The following is an 18,309-nucleotide window of genomic DNA, read 5'->3' on the forward strand; positions in this document are numbered from 1 at the left end:
ATGGAACTCCGACACCTGCGCTACTTCATTGCCGTTGCCGACGAGCTCAGCTTCACGCGCGCGGCGCAGCGGCTGCACACCGCGCAACCGTCGCTGAGCCAGCAGATCCGCAACCTGGAGGACGAGATCGGCACGCCGCTGCTCGAACGCACGCGGCGCAAGGTGGAGCTGACGGCGGCGGGCAAGGTCTTCCTGGCCGAGGCGCGGCAGGTTCTCTCGCAGGCCGACCGCGCGGTGGAGCGCGCACGGCTGGCGGGCCAGCAGGCTGGGGCGACGGTGACGATCGGCTTCGTGCCCGCGGCCGAGATCCGGATCTTCCCGGTCATCCTGCCGCGCTTGCGGCTGCAGTTTCCCAACGTGAACGTCGAACTGCGCAGCCTGCCCACGCACGAGCTGGAGCAGGCGTTGCTGCAGGGCGATGTCGATGTCGCGTTCATGCGCGACCCGGTGCATTCGGCTGAGCTGACGCGAGAGGTCGTGCTGATCGAGCCGATGGTTGTGCTGTTGCCGTGCGCGCATCCGCTCGCGAAGCTGGACCGCATTCCGCCGCGCAGGCTCAGCGGTGAACCGTTCATCAGCACGAACCCGCTGTATTCGGGCCAGGTGCATACCGCCGCGGAAGGCTTCTTTGCCGAGCACAAGCTGGAGTGCAACGTCGCGCAGGTGGCGACCAATATCCTGCTGAATCTCAACCTTGTGGGGATGGGGTTGGGTTTTGCGTTGTTGCCCGAATATGCGGCGTCGCTGACCAGCGGGGCGATCTGCGCGCGGCCGCTGGAGGGGGAGGCTCCGACCGTTGAGCTGCTGATGGTGTCACGTGCGGAGCCGCACTCCGCCGAGTTGGATGGATTGCTCGCTTTGGTGCGGGAGCATGTGGCGTCGATGTGAGACCGGACGTGGCAGGCGGGTCATTTCCCCCTACCTGTCACCACGCTCCAGCGCTTCGACCATCTCCTTTGCCGCCCGCTGCAACTCCGGTACAAACCGCCGCGTAGCTTCAGCCGGATTGATCGCCTGCTCGAGATAAATGACGTTCAGGCTCGCTAGCACCCGCCCTTCCGCCTGGATCGCCACTGCCACCGCCCCGATTTTCCGCTGGTCCGCCCAGTCGCCGAAATTGGACCCGAAACCATCCTTGCGCGTTTGCCGGATCAGGTTGCGGATGTAGGCATCATCCATCGCGAGCTTGAGCTGCTGTTCGCCGCCCGCGCCCGAGCGCAGCACTTCGAGAATGTCTTCACGCTCGGCATCCGGGCACATCGAGAAGTACACGCGGCCGGCAGCGGTCAGCAGGATCGGCAGGCGTCGGCCGACCATGGCGCGGTGGAACGACAGCGGGCTGAACCGGTGCGTGGTCTCGCGGATGATCATGGCGTCGCCATCGGGCGTGGTCAGGTCCGAGGGCCAGACCACGCGTTGCATCAGTTGCCCCATGATCGGCGGCGCCACCGTCGCGATGCGCTCGTCGTCGGTAAAGCCCTCGCTGAGCGCGCGCACGTCGAGCGTCAGGCGGAAGCTGTCGTCCGACGTACTGCGCCGCACGAATCCCTCTTCGACCAGTGTCTCCAGCAGCCGCCGCACGGTGGTCCGGTGCAGCCCCGTCGCCTCGCTGAGCTGCTGGCTGGTGGCGCGGCCGTTTTCCATGGCATTGAGGGCCCGCAGCACCTGCAGGCCACGTGACAGCCCGCGCACGTTCGCGTATTTTTTCACTAAAAATCCTTATAAATCAAAGATGTGCACTCCTTGCACATTTTATAGAAATGTTTGAGCGCGCGCTGCCCGATGCCTAGACTGCTCTCAAAATCGCACATTCAACGGAGACGCCCCCAATGTCCTGCCTGATCCGTCGCCAGCGCCGCCGTTCCGGCGCCTGACCCGCAGCCGGCTGCGCCGGCCGCCCATTTCCATTTGATCGCAGCACTGCCAGTACGCGCCGGTCCGGCGCGGGGGCGCACTCGTGCCTTGCCAGTAGGAGACCTATGAACACCACGGCCACACAGACGGCGCAAACAGACCGTCTTCCCAATCTCGACACCGACGTCGCCATCATCGGCGCGGGCCCGGTCGGGCTGATGATCGCCAATATTCTCGGCCTGCAGGGCGTGCGCGTCACGGTTGTCGAAAAGCTGGACCAGCTCATCGACTATCCGCGCGCCATCGGCCTCGATGACGAGGCGCTGCGCGTCTTCCAGGCCGTGGGGCTCGCCGATACGCTGCTGCCGCACACCACGCCCGACCACTGGATGCGCTTCGTCACCAGGGACGGTCATTGCTTCGCGTCCATCGAGCCGCGCACCGACGAGTTCGGCTGGTCGCGCCGCAACGCGTTCATCCAGCCGCTGGCCGACCGGGTGCTGTACGAGGGTCTGCAGCGCTTTGATCACGTGCAGGTGCTGTTCGGCCACGGCGTCGATGCCTTCACGCAGGACAGCGCCGGGGTGAGCATCGATGTGACGACGACCGATGGCCAGCGCCGCACCATCCGCGCCGCCTATGTGGTCGGCGCCGACGGCGGCAACAGCCTGGTGCGCCGCACGCTGGAGGTGCCGTTCGAAGGCCGCACCAAGCCGAACCAGTGGATCGTCGTCGACGTGCGCAACGACCCGGTGGGCTCGCCGCACATCTACATGCATTGCGACCACGAGCGCCCCTATGTCTCGGCCGCGCTGCCGCACGGCATTCGCCGCTTCGAGTTCATGGTCATGCCCGGCGAGACGGAAGAAGAACTGTCGAAGCCGGAGAACATGGCCGCGCTGATCCGCAAGGTGGTGGCGGATCCGGACAAGGTCGACTACATCCGCAAGCGCGTGTACACGCACAACGCGCGCCTCGCGTCGACGTTCCGTGTCGACCGCGTGCTGCTGGCCGGCGATGCCGCGCACATCATGCCGGTGTGGCAGGGGCAGGGCTACAACAGCGGCATCCGCGACGCCAACAACCTCGGCTGGAAGCTCGCGATGGTCGCGAAGGGGCTCGCCGATGCGCGCCTGCTCGACACCTATACCGCCGAGCGCCGCGCGCATGCGCGTTCGATGATCCATCTGTCCGAGGTGGCCGGCGACATCTTCGCGCCGAACACGCGCTTCGGCGTGCGCTTCCGCGATGCGTTCGTGCGCAGCTTCAACGTGCTGCCTTCGGTCAAGCGCTACTTCGTCGAGATGCGCTTCAAGCCGATGCCGCGCTACGAGGAAGGCGTGGTGCTGCTGCCGCCGCCGCAACCGCGCGGCGGCTGGCTGGCGCGCGTGCTGGAGCGCTCCGGCAACTCGGCGCCGGGCCGCCTGCTCGGGCTGATGAGCGAGAAGCGCGATTCCTTCCTCGGGCGCCTGGTGTATGGAGACGATCCGCTGGCCGGTTCGCCGGTGGGCCGCCTGTTCATCCAGCCGCGCGTGCGCACCAGCGATGGCCGCCTCACGCTGCTCGACGACGCCATCGGCAACGGCTTTGCCGTGATCGGCTGGGGCACCGATCCGACCTTCGGCCTGACGCCGCAGGCCCGGGCCCTCGCCGAGAAGGCCGGCATGCGCTTCGTGCTGGCCAAGCCCGACGTGCAGCTGCGCCACGCCGATGACGTGCCCGAGGGCGTGATCGCGATCGGCGATGCCGCAGGCCGACTGAAGGAATGGTTCAGCCGCCTGCCGCATTCGGTGGTGCTGCTGCGCCCCGACCGTTTCGTCGCGGGCGTGTGCTCGCCGCAGGAGGTGTCGGCGGCCATCACCGAACTGGCCGGCAAGCTCGGCATGGCACAGGTGCCGCCGTATGCCGGCGCCTCCAGCCCATCCACGCCGCCGCGCCCGGTGCGCGACGCCGTCACCGACCCCATCACCGTTACCCAAGCAGCAGGAGCATGAGGATGCCGATTCACCTGGAATGCCTGTCGCACACGCCGTTGCACGGCTATGTCGACCCCGCGCCCGAAGTCGTCGCCGAGGTCGAGCGCGTACAGGCCTCGGCGCGCGAGCGCGTGCGCGCGTTCGACCCGGAACTGGTCGTGGTGTTCGCACCGGACCACTACAACGGCTTCTTCTATGACGTCATGCCGCCGTTCTGCATCGGCGCGGCTGCCACCGCGATCGGCGACTTCAAGAGCCTGGCCGGCAAGCTGTCGGTGCCCGCGGAGCTGGCGCAGTCGCTGGCCGAAAGCGTGATGGCCGCGGAGATCGATGTGTCGCTGTCGTACCGGATGCAGGTCGACCACGGCTGTGCCGACGCGCTCGCCGTGCTGACCGGCGGGCTGGACCGCTACCCGGTCATCCCGGTCTTCATCAATTCGGTTGCGCCGCCGATGGCCACGCTGCGCCGCGCGCGCCTGCTTGGCGACGCGGTCGGCCGCTTCCTGTCGCGCACCGGCAAGCGCGTGCTGGTGGTCGGCTCGGGCGGTATCTCGCATGAACCGCCGGTGCCGGAACTGGCCGGTGCGACCGAGGAAGTCGCGGAACGCCTGATCGCGGGACGCAACCCGTCGGCCGAGTCGCGCGCCGCGCGCCAGGCACGCACCGTTGCCGCCGCAAAGGCCTTCGCGGCCGGCGACAGCCACCTGCATCCGCTCAACCCCGAATGGGACCGCGCCTTCCTGGCGCTGCTCGCTTCCGGCGAACTGGCCGCCGTGGATGGCATGACCAACGACGCCATCACGCGCGACGGCGGCAAGTCGGCGCACGAGATCCGCACCTGGGTCGCAGCGTTCGGCGCGCTGGCCGCGTATGGACCGTACCGTGCGTCGCTCGACTTCTACCGCGCCATTCCCGAGTGGATCGCGGGCTTCGCCACCATGCATGCCGGGCCGCGCGCCGCGCTGGCCGCCGCGGCCTGATCCCATCAAGGAGAACCCGATGACCGACCGGAACCTCGTCAACGCCATCGCCGCACGCCTGCACGCCGCCGAGGCCTCGCGCCAGACCGTCGCCCCGGTGCGCGGCGAGATTGCGCCCGATGACATTGCCACGGCCTATGCCGTGCAGCAGGCCAACGTTGATGCACGCGTCGCCGCCGGCGAGCGCATCGTCGGCCGCAAGATCGGCCTGACCTCACTGGCCGTGCAGAAACAGCTCGGTGTCGACCAGCCGGATTTCGGCGCGCTGTTCGCGGGCATGGCCTATGGCGACAGCCAGCCGATGCCGCTGTCGCGCCTGATCCAGCCCAAGGTCGAGGCCGAGATCGCCCTGGTGCTCGAGCACGACCTGACGCACGAGCGCCACACCTTTGCCGACATCCTGCGCGCCAGCGCATACGCACTTGCGGCAATCGAAGTGGTCGACAGCCGCATCCAGAACTGGGACATCCGCTTCGTCGACACCGTGGCCGACAACGCGTCGAGCGCGCTGTTCGTGCTCGGCAGCCGCCCGGTGCCGCTGTCCGCAGTCGACCTCACGGCGTGCGCGATGACGCTCTCGCGCGACGGCGAAGTGCTGTCGCGCGGCAACGGCGCCGCGTGCCTCGGCAACCCGCTCAATGCAGCGGTCTGGCTTGCGGACCGCATGGTGCAGCTCGGCACGCCGCTGCGCGCCGGCGATGTGGTGCTGACCGGCGCGCTCGGCCCGATGGTCGCCGTCACCGAGCCCGGCACCTACACCACCGAGATTGAAGGACTCGGCAGCGTCCGCGCGACGTTTGCCGCATAACAGGGACATCACATGGCTTCCGAAAAACTCAAGGCAGCGATCATCGGCTCCGGCAATATCGGCACGGACCTGATGATCAAGATCCTGCGCAACAGCCGGCACCTGGAGATGGCGGCGATGGTCGGCATCGACCCGGCCTCCGACGGGCTCGCACGCGCCGCCCGGCTCGGCGTCGCCACCACGCACGAAGGCGCGGAAGGGCTGACGCGCCTGCCGGTGTTCGATGACATCGACTTCGTCTTCGATGCCACGTCCGCCGGCGCGCACATCAAAAACGACGCGCTGCTGCGCAAGCTCAAGCCGGGCCTGCGCATGATCGACCTGACGCCCGCCGCGATCGGCCCGTATTGCGTGCCGGTGGTCAACCTCGACGCGCACCTGGACGCACCGAACGTCAATATGGTTACCTGCGGCGGCCAGGCCACCATCCCCATCGTCGCGGCCGTGTCGCGCGTGGCCAAGGTGCACTACGCCGAGATCGTCGCGTCGATCAGCAGCAAGTCGGCCGGCCCGGGCACCCGCGCCAACATCGACGAATTCACCGAGACCACATCAAAGGCGATCGAGGTGGTCGGCGGCGCGGCCAAGGGCAAGGCCATCATCGTGCTCAACCCGGCCGAGCCGCCGGTCATGATGCGCGACACCGTCTACACGCTGTCCGAACTGGCCGACCGCGAAAAGATCGAAGCGTCGATCGAGGAAATCGTGCGCGCAGTGCATGCCTACGTGCCCGGCTACCGTCTCAAGCAGACCGTGCAGTTCGACGAGATCCCGGCCAGCGCACCGCTCAATGTGCCGGGCCTGGGCCGCTTCAGCGGACTGAAGACTTCGGTGTTCATCGAAGTGGAAGGCGCTGCCCACTACCTGCCTGCCTACGCGGGCAACCTCGACATCATGACCTCGGCCGCGCTTGCCACGGCCGAGCGCATGGCGCAAGCGATGCTGGGCGCCACTGCCACCACCGAAGGAGCCTGCGCATGAGCACCCCGGCCAAGAAACTCTATATCTCCGACGTGACGCTGCGCGATGGCAGCCACGCGGTCCGCCACCAGTACTCGATCCAGAACGTGCAGGACATCGCACGCGCGCTCGACCGCGCGAAGGTCGACAGCATCGAGGTTGCGCATGGCGACGGCCTGCAAGGCTCCAGCTTCAACTACGGCTTTGGCGCGCACAGCGACCTTGAATGGATCGCCGCCGTGGCTGGCGTGCTCGAGCACGCGAAGATCGCCACGCTGCTGCTGCCGGGCATCGGCACTACGCATGACCTGAAGGCTGCCTATGACGCCGGCGCGCGCATCGTGCGCGTGGCCACGCATTGCACCGAGGCCGACATCTCGAAGCAGCACATCGAGTACGCACGCGAGCTTGGCATGGACACGGTCGGCTTCCTGATGATGAGCCACATGACCACGCCGGAGAACCTCGCCATCGAGGCGAAGAAGATGGAAAGCTACGGCGCGACCTGCATCTACGTGGTCGATTCCGGCGGCGCGCTGACGATGAACGACGTGCGCGACCGCTTCCGCGCGCTCAAGGGCGTGCTCAATGCCGACACCCAGACTGGCATGCACGCGCACCACAACCTGTCGCTCGGCGTGGCCAACTCGATCGTTGCGGTGGAGGAAGGCTGCGACCGCATCGATGCCTCGCTGGCCGGCATGGGCGCGGGCGCGGGCAATGCGCCGCTGGAGGTGTTCATCGCCGCCGCGGAGCGCATGGGCTGGAACCACGGTACCGACCTGTACACGCTGATGGACGCGGCCGATGACATCGTGCGTCCGCTGCAGGACCGTCCGGTGCGCGTGGACCGCGAGACGTTGGCGCTTGGTTATGCGGGTGTCTATTCGAGCTTCCTGCGCCATTCGGAAGTGGCGGCGGCGAAGTATGGTCTGAAGACCGTAGACATCCTGGTCGAGCTGGGCAAGCGCCGCATGGTCGGTGGTCAGGAGGACATGATTGTTGATGTCGCGCTGGATCTGAAGAAGCGCGCGGCTTGAGGACTGGCGGTCCGGTTACTCCCCTCTCCCGCAAGCGGGAGAGGGGAGTAACCCGGCTGGCAACTTGATGTGGTTGCTTCAAGAACGGGCGGCGTAGAGACACATCGCATCGCGCCGACCCAATACACAAGACAGACCCGCCATCAAGAGCGGAACACAGATATAGCGGAGACAAGGAATGAACACATTGAAACCCAGCAGCGCCCACGCGCGCATCACGAAAGGCAGTATCACCACCATCGGCCTCTGCCTGGCCATCGCCCTGCTGGAAGGGCTCGACCTGCAGTCGGCCGGCGTTGCCGCGCCGCGCATCGCGAAGGAATTCTCGCTGTCGGTCGCGCAGATGGGCTGGGCCTTCAGCGCCGGCGCCATCGGCCTGCTGCCGGGCGCTGCGCTTGGCGGACGCCTTGCCGACCGCCTGGGCCGCAAGCGCGTGCTGATGCTGTCGGTGGCGCTGTTCGGCGCGTTCTCGCTGGCGACGACGCTGGTGTGGAGCTTCGAAAGCCTGCTGGTCGCGCGTTTGCTGACTGGGCTGGGCCTGGGCGCCGCCATGCCCAACCTGATCGCGCTGTGCTCGGAGGCCGCATCGCCCACGCAGCGCAGCACAGCCGTGGGCGCCATGTACTGCGGCATGCCGTTCGGCGCCGCGCTCGCTGCGGCGATCGGCATCGTCAGTCCCGGTGACGAGGGCTGGCGGCACATCTTCTACGTGGGCGGATTCGGGCCGCTGCTGATGGTGCCGCTGCTCGCGCTGTGGCTGCCCGAGTCCGCGCAGTTTGTCGAAGCGAAGTCGCAATCGGTGAAGCGTGCGGAGCCCGGCTTTGTCGAGGCGCTGTGCGGCAACGGCCGCACGCGCGCTACGCTCGCGCTGTGGATCAGCTACCTGGGCACGCTCATCGTGCTGTATTTCCTGATGAACTGGCTGCCGTCGATGGTGTTGTCCAACGGCCTGACGCGCGTGCAGGCCGGCGTCGCCATGATGATGTTCAACATCGGCGGCGGCATCGGTGCGGTCGGCATCGCCAATGTGATGGACCGCTTCAGTCCGCGTCTCACGGTGATGGGCATGTATGTGGGCATTGCGGCCGCACTGGCGGGACTCGCGGGAGCGGGCGGCAGCGTGTCGATGGCATGGGGCGCGTTCTTCTGCGGCCTGTTCCTGGTGGGCGGGCAGTCGGTGCTGTACGCCCTGGCCGGGCAGGCCTATCCGACCGAAGTGCGCGGCACCGGCGTGGGCGCGGCCGTGGCGATCGGCCGGCTCGGCTCGATCCTCGGGCCGCTCGTTGCCGGGCAACTGTTCGCGCTGGGCCAGAGCGCATCGATGCTGGTATCCGCCAGCATTCCGCTGATCGTCATCGCTGCGATTGCCGCGCTGACGGTGGTGGTTTCATTCTCGCCGCGCCTCGCTTCGGGGCGCGTATTGCCGGGCGGGCGCGGCGCCTGAGCGGTGCACCGTCGGCACACATTCCATTCAGTACAGATTCAGTCGAGCAAGGAAGATCAACATGCAAGCCAACGCACAAGCCATCACCGAAGCCAGCACGAGCCGGTTCGTCACCGTGAAGGATGGCGACACCGAGTTCCGCATCCACTGCAACGACACCGGCTCCGGTGCCGAAACCGTCGTCATGCTGCACGGCTCGGGTCCGGGCGCGACCGGCTGGGCCAACTTCAACCGCAACGTCGAGCCGCTGGCGGCAGCCGGCTACCGCGTGCTGCTGGTCGACTGCCCGGGCTGGGGCAAGAGCGACCCGGTGGTCAACACGGGCTCGCGCTCGGAGCTCAATGGCCGCGTGCTCAAGGGCGTGCTCGATGCGCTCGACATCGAGCGCGTGCATATCCTGGGCAATTCGATGGGCGGCCACAGCGCGGTGGCATTCGCGCTGGCCAACCCGCAGCGCGTCGGCAAGCTCGTGTTGATGGGCGGCGGCACCGGCGGCCCCAGCCTGTTCGTGCCGATGCCTACAGAAGGCATCAAGCTGCTCAATGGCCTGTACCGCGAGCCGTCCATCGAGAACCTGAAGCGCATGATGAACGTGTTCGTCTATGACGCGAGCTCACTGACGGATGATCTGATGCAGGCCCGGCTGGACAACATGCTCGCGCGGCGGGATCACCTCGAGAACTTCGTCAAGAGCCTGACGGCCAACCCGAAGCAGTTCACCGACTACGGCCCGCGGCTGGGCGAGATTGCCGCGCCGACGCTGGTGATCTGGGGGCGTGATGACCGCTTCGTGCCGATGGACGTGGGCCTGCGGCTGATCGCCGGGATTCCCAATGCGCAGATGCATATCTTCAATCGCTGCGGGCACTGGGCGCAGTGGGAGCATGCGGAGGCGTTTAACCGGATGGTGGTGGACTTCCTGGGGAATTGAGGGGATCGGGGGTAGCTGGGTTGTCGTGCTTGCCAGGCGTGGCTGTTTCGCCGCCCGCCAAGCACAACACCCCAATCCTCCCCACAGACCCCGCAATTCGACGAACCAAAAAAAACGCCCCGCATAGCGGGGCATCAATTACCACGAAGACTGATAAAAGAAGCAAGCAGCCAGGGCACCTGCCAATGCCGCAACCGCATACGAAATATAGTCGCCGATTGTGACGTTGCCATGGCAGCGTAGTGAAAACCCTGAGATAAGTTATGCAGCGCGTTGCCTATAGCCCGTAGCGCTTGATCTTGTCGTACAGCGTCGCCTTCCCCACCTGCAACAGGTCAGCTGCCTGGCTGACAGCACCGCCGGTGCGCGCCAATGCATCGGCAATGACGGCTCGTTCAAAATGCTCCATGCGCTCGCGAAGCGGGGCGGTCTCTTCGGGCGCCGCGGAGGCCGCGCCGGCCTGACCGCCTTCAGGCACCCCTAGCACCAGCCGGTCGGCTGCATTGCGCAACTCACGCACATTGCCCGGCCACGGCCGCTGCGCCAGCGCCTGGCGTTGCGACTCGGACAGGATCGGCGCCGGCCGCTGGTAGCGCACCGCCGCCACGAGCATGAAATGCTCGAACAGCGGCACGATGTCCTCGCGCCGCTCGCGCAGCGGCGGCAGCGCGATGGTGACGACGTTGAGGCGGTAGTAGAGATCCTGGCGGAAGATGCCCTGTGCGACCAGCGCATCCATGTCACCCTTGGCGGCAGCCACGATCCGCACGTCGATCTTCACGGATGCATTGGACCCGAGCCGTTCCAGCGTGCCTTCCTGCAATACGCGCAGCAGCTTGACCTGCAGCGCCAGCGGCATGCTTTCGATCTCGTCGAGGAACAGCGTGCCGCCCGACGCGTGCTCGAGCTTGCCGATACGGCGCTTGCCGGCGCCGGTGAAGGCACCGGCTTCGTGGCCGAACATCTCGCTTTCGAAAATCGACTCGGGCACTGCACCGCAGTTGAGCGCGATGAACGGGCCGTCGGCGCGGTTGGACAGCGCGTGCAGGCTGCGCGCCACCAGTTCCTTGCCGGTGCCGGTCTCGCCGTTGATCATCACCGGTACGTCCGTGGCCGCGACGTTGGCCACCAGCGCACGCACCTGCCCGATGGCGTGCGAGCGCCCGATGATGCGCGTGCCGGCCGCAGGGCCCGCCAGCTCGCGCCGCAGCGCCTGGTTTTCCAGTTCGAGCGCGCGGCGTTCGAGCGCGCGGCGCACGGTGTCGGTCAGGCGGTCCGCGCCGAAGGGCTTTTCGATGAAGTCATAGGCACCTTCCCGCATGGCCTGCACGGCCATGGTGATGTCGCCGTGCCCGGTCACCAGCACCACGGGCACACCGGGCGCGGCGTTGCGGCAGTGCTGCAGCAGGTCCAGCCCGCTGGCGCCGGGCAGGCGCACGTCAGTGACGAGCACACCGGGGAAATCGGCCGTCAGGTGGGGCAGGGCGGCCTCGGCGGAGGGTAGCGCCAGCACGGAAAAGCCGGCCAGTTCCAGGCTTTGCGCGGTGGCCTGGCGGACCAGCGGTTCGTCTTCGACGAAGAGGACGCGCAAACCGTCTTGCATGGGAAGTCTCACTGTGTCTGGCCGGCCGGCGCGCCGGCTTCTGCCGGTGCGCGCGTCAGCACGATGGTGAATACCGCACCGCCGCCATCGGCATTGGCGGCGCTGAGCTGTCCGCCGAATTCGCGCACGATCGACGACGAGATGGCCAGGCCAAGGCCCAGCCCCTGGCCGGTCTCCTTGGTGGTGAAGAACGGCTCGAACAGGCGCGGCAGGTCTTCCGGCGGGATGCCAGTGCCATTGTCGCGCACCTGGATCGTCACGGTGCCCGCATCGGCGCGCACGGACAGGTCGATGCGGCCTTGCGCGGGCGCGGCGCTGGCGATGGCGTCGAGCGCATTGCCGACCAGGTTCAGCAGCACCTGCTCGAGCTTGAGTTCGTCGGCGCGTACGGCGATGCCGGGCAGCGCGTCCAGGCCATCCGCATGCAGTGCCACGCCGGACAGCCGCGGCGCCAGCAGCGCCAGCACGTGTTCGATCGCGGCGTGTACCAGCACCGAGCGGCGCGGCGGGCGCGCCTTGCCGGCAAACAGCTTGAGCTGGCCGGTGATCTTGCCCATGCGTTCGGTCAGGTCGGCAATGGCCGACAGGTTGCCCTCGGCCGCGGCCAGCTGGCCGCGCTCCAGCAGCACGCGCGTGTTGTCCGAGAACGTGCGCAGCGCCGCCAGCGGCTGGTTCAGCTCATGCGTGATGCCGGCTGCCATCTGCCCCAGTGCGGCCAGCTTGCTGGCCTGCACGAGTTCGTCCTGTGCCGCGCGCAGTTCGCTTTCGGCGCGGGTGCGCTCGGCGACCTCTTCTTCCAGCTTTTCGTTGATGGCCATCAGGTCGGCCGTGCGCGCTTCGACGCGCCGTTCCAGCTCGTCATAGGCGGCTTCGAGCAGGCGGCGGCTGTACAGCATGTCGCGCGCGCGCTGGCGGCGCTGGCGCCAGTTGACCAGCAGCAGGCAGATGCAGGCATAGGCCAGCGCCGCGGCCACGGTGGCGTTGCGCGCATTGGCCAGCACGGGGTCGAGCGGCGCCATCACCTGCATGGTCCAGTCCGCAGGGCCTACCTTGCGGCCGAGTTCGAGGTAGCGGTCGGCGCGCTCGCTGCCGTCAGGGTTGGTGCCTTCGGCGCGCACGCGCACCAGGCGCGCGCCGGGGTCCAGCGCCGTGGCGGCCAGCCACTCGGTGACCGGCGAGGTCAGCGGCTCCAGCGGCAGCGGTGTCACATCGCGGTCGTGGTACTGGCGGGTCTTGCCCAGTTCGTCGCGCAGCGCAGGCGGAAGCGGGCCGAGCGTACGGTACTGCCAGGCCGGCACGGACGACAGGAAGATCACGCCGTGGTCATCGCTGACCATGAGCGGCTCGGCGCTGCCGCCGCCGGCGCGCTGGAACCACTCCAGGTTGAGCTTGACCACTGTCACGCCGATCACCTTGCCGCCGGACTCCACCGGCTGGGCGATGTAGTAGCCCGGTTCGTCGCTGGTGATGCCGATGGCGTAGAAGCGCCCCATCTCGCCGCGCGCGGCGATCTGGAAGTAGGGGCGGAAGCGGTAGTCGGTGCCGACGAAGCTGCCGGGCTCGCCGGCGTTGCTCGCGGCCAGCGCGATGCCATTGGTGGCGATCACGTAGGTGGCTGACGCGTGCGAGCGCCGGTTGACCTCGGCCAGGTAGTGGTTGGCCGCAGCCACGCGGGCGGGGTCGTCGGGAGCCTTCAGCAGGCCGCGCACGAACGGGTGCAGCGAGACCAGCGCGGGCAGGAATTCGTAGCGGTCGAGCGTGCTTTCGAGCGTGGCGGCGTAGCGGTCGGCGCGCGTGGCGGTGGTTTCCTGCAGGGCCGCCAGTCCGCGCTGCACCGACACCAGCCAGGTCAGCGCGCACAGCAGCACCAGCCCGGCCGCCAGCACCACGGCGAAGCCCCACCAGCGGCGGTTCTCGCTGCCGGGCTCGTGCGCCGCCTCCTGGGCGGCGGCGGGGTCATGTACGGCAAGGAAGTCGTCGGAATGGGGCATCGGCGCGCGCGAAGACTGTCGCGCCGATGATACTCGCTGCGAGGCGGCCGGCCCACCAGGCCGGCCAGTCCCGCGCGCGGCGTCAGACGTTCTGGCCGGCGTCGGCGAGATCTTCTGCCTCATCCTCACTGCCTTGCTGCAGCGTGCGCTTGAGCTGGGCGCGGTCAAGCTCGCGCTCCCAGGCCGAAACCACCACGGTGGCCACGCCGTTGCCGATGATGTTGGTCAGCGCGCGGCACTCGCTCATGAAGCGGTCGATGCCGAGGATCAGCACCATGCCGGCCACCGGGATGGTCGGCACCACCGCCAGCGTGGCGGCCAGCGTGATGAAGCCCGCGCCGGTCACGCCGCTGGCGCCCTTGGACGTGAGCATGGCGACCGCCAGGATGGTGAGCTGCTGCATCAGCGTCAGCTCGATGCCGGTGGCCTGCGCGATGAAGATCACCGCCATGGTCATGTAGATGTTGGTGCCGTCCAGGTTGAACGAGTAGCCGGTCGGCACGACCAGGCCCACCACCGACTTGGAGCAGCCCAGCTTCTCCAGCTTCTCCATCAGGTGCGGCAGCGCGGCTTCGGAGGAGCTGGTGCCCAGCACGATCAGCAGCTCTTCCTTGATGTACGAGATGAAGCGCAGGATGTTGAAGCCGGTCAGGCGCGCGATGGTGCCCAGCACGAACACCACGAAGATGATCGCGGTGAAGTAGAAGGTGCCGATCAGCTTGAGCAGCGGCACCAGCGAGCCCAGGCCGTACTTGCCGATGGTGAAGGCCATCGCGCCGAACGCGCCGATCGGCGCCACCTTGGTGATGACGTGCACGATGTGGAAGAACACCTTCGACACCTGCTCGATCAGTTGCACGACGATGCGCGCGCGCTCGCCGATGGCCGCAAGGGCCGCGCCGAAGAACATCGAAACCAGCAGGATCTGCAGGATGTCGCCGTTGGCGAACGCGCTGAAGATCGTGTCCGGGATGATGTGCATCAGGAACTCGACCGTGCTCTGGCCGTGCGCCTTGGACACGTACTGCGCGATCGACTTGGTGTCGAGCGTGGCCGGATCGATGTTGAAGCCCACGCCCGGCTTGAGCAGATGCCCCGCGCCCAGCCCGATCAGCAGCGCGAAGGTTGAGACGATCTCGAAATACAGCAGCGCCTTGCCGCCCACGCGGCCGACCTTCTTCATGTCGCTCATGCCGGCAATGCCGGTCACCACGGTACAGAAGATGATGGGCCCGATGATCATCTTGATCAGCTTGATGAAGCCATCGCCCAGCGGCTTCATGGCCACGCCTGTGTCGGGCCAGAAATGGCCCAGCAGGATGCCGACAAAGATGGCGAACAGCACCTGCACGTACAGGATCTTGTAGAAGGGTTTCCTCATGATGTCGTCCTCGGTTTCTTGGCCATACCCGCCGGGGCGGCGGGTGCGCACCGTCACGGGATGCGGCGCGTCTGGGACGAAGGAATCGCAATCGGTGTGCCAGAGGGCGGCGATGTCGTAACTCTTTGATTTGAAAGGGAGGGGGCTGGTGCGGGCAGGGGGCTGCACTCCGGATTTCCGGAATTCCGGAATGCCTGGCTCCGGGAATTCGGAATGGCGGATGCGCTGGGGGTGCGCAATATGGCACATGGTCTGCCGGGTTGCAGTGCTCCGTCGTCCCGGCCGTGCGCGCCGGAGCGGGATTGACCGCAGTCCGGCCCTCCGTACACCGTATAATTCCGAGCTTCCATCAATGCCGCCGGACGCGCCGAAGCCAGTGCCGGTGCGGCACGCATTTATTTCCCAGCACGCATGAGCAGCTATTACCAGCACCACGTCTTTTTCTGCCTCAACCAGCGCGAGGACGGCGAGAACTGCTGCGCCCAGCACAACGCCAAGGCCATGCAGGAATACGCCAAGAAGCGCTGCAAGGAACTGGGCATCGCTGGCGGGGAAGGCCGCGTGCGCATCAACAAGGCCGGCTGCCTGAACCGGTGTGAACTCGGACCGGTACTGGTGGTCTACCCCGAGGCCGTCTGGTACACCTACGTCGACGAGCACGATATCGACGAGATCATCGACAGCCATCTGCTGCACGGCAAGCCCGTCGAGCGGCTGATGGTGGACCGCTGAGCACGGCGCCTGTCGGTGCGGCCCAGGCCGGCATCAAGGATGTCCCCGAGGTTTCCCAGTATTTCCCGTCGCAGTGCCGCTTCAGCCCGAGCGCAGCGGCAGCGTTTTCCATTGCCCCAGTTGCATCGTCCATTGCCAACATGAACGCGCATACCCAGGTACTGACCATTGCCGGCCCGGCCGGCGCGATCGACCTCTCGGTCGACCTGCCGCAAGCGGCCCCGCGCGGGCTGGCGCTGGTGGCGCACCCGCATCCGCTGTTTGGCGGCACCAAGGACAACAAGGTGGCGCAGACGCTGGCGCGCAGCTTCGTGCAGCTCGGCTACGCCACGGTGCGCCCGAATTTCCGTGGCGTGGGCAACAGCGCCGGCGAGCACGACAACGGCGTGGGCGAGCAGGACGACCTGCTGGCCGTGGTCGCGTGGATGCGCGAACAGACCGCGTGGTCGCCCGATGCCGCCACGCTGCCGCTGGCCATGGGCGGTTTCTCGTTCGGCAGCTTCGTGACCACGCACGTCGCGAAGCGCCTGGCCGATGCCGGCACGCCCGCGCAGCGCCTGGTGCTGGTCGGCACGGCCGCGAGCCGCTGGCAGGTGGCCGACGTACCGGCCGATACCATCGTCATCCACGGCGAGCAGGACGACACCGTGCCGCTGCAGAGCGTGTTCGACTGGGCCCGCCCGCAGGAACTGCCGGTCATTGTCATCCCCGGCGCCGATCATTTCTTTCACCGCAAGCTGCACCTGATCAAGCAGCTCGTCGTCAATGCGTGGGACCGGTGAAGCCGGGCTCACCGCCTGTCATGCCGCCTTGGGCGCCATGCCGGCACCCGCAATCGTCCCTAGCGAAACTTATCTTGTCGGAAACTGAAACATGCTGAACAGAGCCACGCCGCGCCTTGCGTCCGTCTTTGCCCCCGCCGCCATCGTCGCGGCAGCCACGCTTGCCGCCGCGCCCGCCGCTGTCCTGGCCCAGGGCGTATCGATGCCGCAGGTGGCGGCCAAGTCCTGGATGCTGTACGACGTGACCAGCGGCCAGGCCCTGGCTTCGCAGAACGCGGACATGCGCATCGAGCCGGCATCGCTGACCAAGCTGATGACCGCCTACCTGGCGTTCGAGGCCCTGAAGGAAAAGCGCCTGACGCTGGACCAGGCCGTGGTGCCGACCACCGTGGTGCTGAAGGTCAAAAGCGATGAATCGCGCATGTTCATCGAGCCCAACAAGCCCGTCACCGTGCAGGATCTGCTGCTGGGCCTGATCGTCCAGTCGGGCAATGACGCCGCGCTGGCGCTGGCCGAAGCCGTGGGCGGCTCGGAAGAGGGTTTCGTCGCGATGATGAACCGCGAAGCCCAGCGCATGGGCATGAAGAACACCCACTTCACCAACACCGACGGCATTCCCGACCCGAACCACTACACCACGGCGGTGGACCTGGCGACGCTGACCACGCGCCTGATCCAGGACTTCCCGGAGTACTACGGCATGTACTCGCAGAAGGAGTTCACCTATAACAAGATCAGGCAGCCCAACCGCAACCGCCTGCTGTACATCGACCCGACCGTCGACGGCGTCAAGACCGGCCACACCAAGTCGGCCGGCTACTGCCTGGTTTCGTCGGCCAAGCGGCCGCTGGCCAATGTGCCGAACGGCTCGCGCCGGCTGATCTCGATCGTGATCGGCACCGCCACCGAACAGGTGCGCACGCAGGAAAGCCTGAAGATCCTCAACTACGGCTTCCAGTTCTTCGACACGCTGCGCCTGTATGACAAGGGCCAGGTGCTGGCCACGCCCGACATCTACAAGGGCAAGAACGGCACGGTCAAGATCGGCGTGCAGAACGAGACCTTCGTCACCGTGCCCAAGGGCACGGGCGGTCGCCTGAAGCCGGTGCTGGAACGCCAGGAACTGCTGATCGCCCCGATCGCCGCGGGCCAGCAGGTGGGCACGGTGAAGCTGATGGACGGCACCAGCAAGGTGGCGGAGTTCCCGGTGGTGGCGCTGGAAGAAGTGCCCGAGGCCGGCTTCTTCGGCCGCCTGTGGGACACCATCCGCCTGTGGTTCAAGCGCAAGTGATGTGATGGCGCAGCCCGGCACGCCATGCGTGCACCGGGCTGCCGGAGAAACTGACATGACAGCCGACAACAATGGCGGCGGCAAGCCGGGCGACATTCCGCCCGAGCAGTCGCTGATCGAGTACCCCAGTGATTTTCCCATCAAGGTGATGGGCGCGATGCAGGATGGCTTTGCCGAAGCCATCGTGACGCTGGTGCAGGAGTTCGACCCTGGCTTCCACGCCGGCAAGATGGAAATGCGCCCGTCCAGCAAGGGCAACTATCTGGGCCTGACCGTCACCGTGTGGGTGACCAGCCGCGAGCAGCTCGACGATATCTATCGCGCGCTGACGGCGCATCCGATGGTGAAGGTGGTGCTGTAAGGCATCGTCTTACGGTATCGTTTCCCGCATTGTTTTCTCCCCTCTCCCGCGCGCGGGAGAGGAGCCGGGGGAGAGGGCAGGCGTATGCAATATCGACGCCCGTCACTTCGTTGACATTCCTGCCCTCTCCCCCAACCCCTCTCCCGCAAGCGGGAGAGGGGAGCTGCCTGTAACG

16 protein-coding genes are annotated in these 18,309 nt (G+C 67.0%); 12 read left to right on the forward strand and 4 right to left on the reverse strand.

Features of this window, described 5'->3' with window-relative positions; translation table 11 throughout:
- Complete coding sequence (hcaR, locus tag LDO29_RS18530) at nt 1-888, forward strand: DNA-binding transcriptional regulator HcaR (RefSeq protein ID WP_224081259.1); 888 nt, start codon at nt 1-3, stop codon at nt 886-888.
- A gap of 30 nt (nt 889-918) precedes the next feature.
- Here hcaR and LDO29_RS18535 read toward each other — a convergent pair whose 3' ends face one another.
- Nucleotides 919-1,710, reverse strand: coding sequence for a DNA-binding transcriptional regulator (locus LDO29_RS18535; protein WP_224081260.1), 792 nt, complete (start codon nt 1,708-1,710; stop codon nt 919-921).
- Nucleotides 1,711-1,979: 269 nt separating this feature from the next.
- Here LDO29_RS18535 and LDO29_RS18540 point away from each other — a divergent pair, with 269 nt between their 5' ends.
- From LDO29_RS18540 to LDO29_RS18570, 7 genes are all read left to right on the forward strand, one after another.
- Entirely contained in the window at nt 1,980-3,848 is a 1,869-nt protein-coding gene (locus LDO29_RS18540; RefSeq protein WP_224081261.1) for a bifunctional 3-(3-hydroxy-phenyl)propionate/3-hydroxycinnamic acid hydroxylase, read from the forward strand.
- Between the two features lie 2 nt (nt 3,849-3,850).
- Nucleotides 3,851-4,810, forward strand: coding sequence for a 3-carboxyethylcatechol 2,3-dioxygenase (locus tag LDO29_RS18545; RefSeq protein ID WP_224081374.1), 960 nt, complete (start codon nt 3,851-3,853; stop codon nt 4,808-4,810).
- 19 nt (nt 4,811-4,829) lie between these two features.
- A complete protein-coding gene (mhpD, locus tag LDO29_RS18550; protein ID WP_224081262.1) occupies nt 4,830-5,618 on the forward strand; it encodes a 2-keto-4-pentenoate hydratase in 789 nt (262 codons plus the stop codon).
- Nucleotides 5,619-5,630: 12 nt separating this feature from the next.
- Nucleotides 5,631-6,599: an acetaldehyde dehydrogenase (acetylating) gene (locus LDO29_RS18555; protein WP_224081263.1), complete on the forward strand. Its 969-nt coding sequence runs from the start codon at nt 5,631-5,633 to the stop codon at nt 6,597-6,599.
- Entirely contained in the window at nt 6,596-7,618 is a 1,023-nt protein-coding gene (gene dmpG / locus LDO29_RS18560) for a 4-hydroxy-2-oxovalerate aldolase (protein WP_224081264.1), read from the forward strand. The genes LDO29_RS18555 and dmpG overlap by 4 nt, the downstream gene beginning before the upstream one ends.
- Before the next feature lie 178 nt (nt 7,619-7,796).
- Complete coding sequence (gene mhpT / locus LDO29_RS18565) at nt 7,797-9,062, forward strand: 3-(3-hydroxy-phenyl)propionate transporter MhpT (RefSeq protein WP_224081265.1); 1,266 nt, start codon at nt 7,797-7,799, stop codon at nt 9,060-9,062.
- A 61-nt stretch (nt 9,063-9,123) separates the two neighbouring features.
- The gene (locus tag LDO29_RS18570) at nt 9,124-9,993 is read left to right on the forward strand and encodes an alpha/beta fold hydrolase (RefSeq protein ID WP_224081266.1); all 870 of its coding nucleotides are present in this window, start codon (nt 9,124-9,126) and stop codon (nt 9,991-9,993) included.
- A 277-nt stretch (nt 9,994-10,270) separates the two neighbouring features.
- On the opposite strand, the gene LDO29_RS18575 is transcribed toward LDO29_RS18570, so the two are convergent.
- From LDO29_RS18575 to LDO29_RS18585, 3 genes are all read right to left on the reverse strand, one after another.
- Complete coding sequence (locus tag LDO29_RS18575) at nt 10,271-11,596, reverse strand: sigma-54-dependent transcriptional regulator (RefSeq protein WP_224081267.1); 1,326 nt, start codon at nt 11,594-11,596, stop codon at nt 10,271-10,273.
- An 8-nt stretch (nt 11,597-11,604) separates the two neighbouring features.
- On the reverse strand, nt 11,605-13,587 hold the full coding sequence (locus LDO29_RS18580; RefSeq protein WP_224081268.1) for a sensor histidine kinase: 1,983 nt from the start codon (nt 13,585-13,587) through the stop codon (nt 11,605-11,607).
- Nucleotides 13,588-13,669: 82 nt separating this feature from the next.
- A complete protein-coding gene (locus tag LDO29_RS18585) occupies nt 13,670-14,971 on the reverse strand; it encodes a dicarboxylate/amino acid:cation symporter (RefSeq protein ID WP_290369604.1) in 1,302 nt (433 codons plus the stop codon).
- A 408-nt stretch (nt 14,972-15,379) separates the two neighbouring features.
- Here LDO29_RS18585 and LDO29_RS18590 point away from each other — a divergent pair, with 408 nt between their 5' ends.
- The 4 genes from LDO29_RS18590 to LDO29_RS18605 all read left to right on the forward strand — a co-directional run bounded on the left by LDO29_RS18590 (nt 15,380) and on the right by LDO29_RS18605 (nt 18,134).
- Nucleotides 15,380-15,700, forward strand: a complete 321-nt coding sequence (locus tag LDO29_RS18590; RefSeq protein ID WP_224081270.1) for a (2Fe-2S) ferredoxin domain-containing protein — start codon at nt 15,380-15,382, stop codon at nt 15,698-15,700.
- Between the two features lie 140 nt (nt 15,701-15,840).
- Complete coding sequence (locus LDO29_RS18595) at nt 15,841-16,482, forward strand: alpha/beta hydrolase (RefSeq protein ID WP_224081271.1); 642 nt, start codon at nt 15,841-15,843, stop codon at nt 16,480-16,482.
- Between the two features lie 91 nt (nt 16,483-16,573).
- Nucleotides 16,574-17,773, forward strand: a complete 1,200-nt coding sequence (locus tag LDO29_RS18600) for a D-alanyl-D-alanine carboxypeptidase family protein (protein WP_224081272.1) — start codon at nt 16,574-16,576, stop codon at nt 17,771-17,773.
- Between the two features lie 55 nt (nt 17,774-17,828).
- On the forward strand, nt 17,829-18,134 hold the full coding sequence (locus LDO29_RS18605) for a YbeD family protein (RefSeq protein ID WP_224081273.1): 306 nt from the start codon (nt 17,829-17,831) through the stop codon (nt 18,132-18,134).
- Nucleotides 18,135-18,309 lie beyond the last annotated feature (175 nt).

Source organism: Cupriavidus laharis (assembly GCF_914271435.1).
Classification (GTDB): Bacteria; Pseudomonadota; Gammaproteobacteria; order Burkholderiales; family Burkholderiaceae; genus Cupriavidus; species Cupriavidus laharis.

What these genes read in the sequence shown, in the direction of transcription:
- LDO29_RS18580 (WP_224081268.1), bottom strand. Translation starts at nt 13,587, where the DNA reads ATGCCCCATTCCGACGACTTCCTTGCCGTACATGACCCCGCCGCCGCC.
- LDO29_RS18605 (WP_224081273.1), top strand. Translation starts at nt 17,829, where the DNA reads ATGACAGCCGACAACAATGGCGGCGGCAAGCCGGGCGACATTCCGCCC.
- LDO29_RS18590 (WP_224081270.1), top strand. Translation starts at nt 15,380, where the DNA reads ATGAGCAGCTATTACCAGCACCACGTCTTTTTCTGCCTCAACCAGCGC.
- LDO29_RS18570 (WP_224081266.1), top strand. Translation starts at nt 9,124, where the DNA reads ATGCAAGCCAACGCACAAGCCATCACCGAAGCCAGCACGAGCCGGTTC.
- hcaR (WP_224081259.1), top strand. Translation starts at nt 1, where the DNA reads ATGGAACTCCGACACCTGCGCTACTTCATTGCCGTTGCCGACGAGCTC.
- LDO29_RS18540 (WP_224081261.1), top strand. Translation starts at nt 1,980, where the DNA reads ATGAACACCACGGCCACACAGACGGCGCAAACAGACCGTCTTCCCAAT.
- mhpT (WP_224081265.1), top strand. Translation starts at nt 7,797, where the DNA reads ATGAACACATTGAAACCCAGCAGCGCCCACGCGCGCATCACGAAAGGC.
- LDO29_RS18575 (WP_224081267.1), bottom strand. Translation starts at nt 11,596, where the DNA reads ATGCAAGACGGTTTGCGCGTCCTCTTCGTCGAAGACGAACCGCTGGTC.
- LDO29_RS18595 (WP_224081271.1), top strand. Translation starts at nt 15,841, where the DNA reads ATGAACGCGCATACCCAGGTACTGACCATTGCCGGCCCGGCCGGCGCG.
- LDO29_RS18600 (WP_224081272.1), top strand. Translation starts at nt 16,574, where the DNA reads ATGCTGAACAGAGCCACGCCGCGCCTTGCGTCCGTCTTTGCCCCCGCC.
- mhpD (WP_224081262.1), top strand. Translation starts at nt 4,830, where the DNA reads ATGACCGACCGGAACCTCGTCAACGCCATCGCCGCACGCCTGCACGCC.
- LDO29_RS18545 (WP_224081374.1), top strand. Translation starts at nt 3,851, where the DNA reads ATGCCGATTCACCTGGAATGCCTGTCGCACACGCCGTTGCACGGCTAT.
- LDO29_RS18555 (WP_224081263.1), top strand. Translation starts at nt 5,631, where the DNA reads ATGGCTTCCGAAAAACTCAAGGCAGCGATCATCGGCTCCGGCAATATC.
- dmpG (WP_224081264.1), top strand. Translation starts at nt 6,596, where the DNA reads ATGAGCACCCCGGCCAAGAAACTCTATATCTCCGACGTGACGCTGCGC.